1 protein-coding gene is annotated in these 283 nt (G+C 71.0%); it reads left to right on the top strand.

Features of this window, described 5'->3' with window-relative positions; all coding sequences use genetic code 11:
* Positions 1–283 (top strand): prolyl oligopeptidase family serine peptidase (locus FS767_RS22180; protein WP_144968245.1); only part of this gene is annotated, 283 nt, incomplete at both ends.

Here is a 283-nt window from a genome sequence, read left to right as displayed (position 1 = left end):
CGATCTCAACTATCGCGGCAGCAGCGGCCATGGCCGGGCCTACCGCCAGGCGCTGCACCTGCGCTGGGGCGAGGTGGACGTCGAGGACGCCTGCGCGGTGGTCGACCACCTGGGCGCCCAGGGCCTGGTGGATCCGACACGGGCCTTTATCCGTGGCGGCAGCGCCGGTGGCTACACGGTGCTATGCGCCCTGGCCTTCCGCGACGTCTTTCGCGCCGGCGCCAGCCTCTATGGCGTCAGCGATCCCCTGGCGCTGGCCAAGGTCACCCACAAGTTCGAGGCC

It is taken from the genome of Pseudomonas sp. DE0010, assembly GCF_007680745.1.
Lineage (GTDB): Bacteria > Pseudomonadota > Gammaproteobacteria > Pseudomonadales > Pseudomonadaceae > Aquipseudomonas > Aquipseudomonas parafulva_B.
This window is presented reverse-complemented; position numbering and strand designations above follow the sequence as displayed.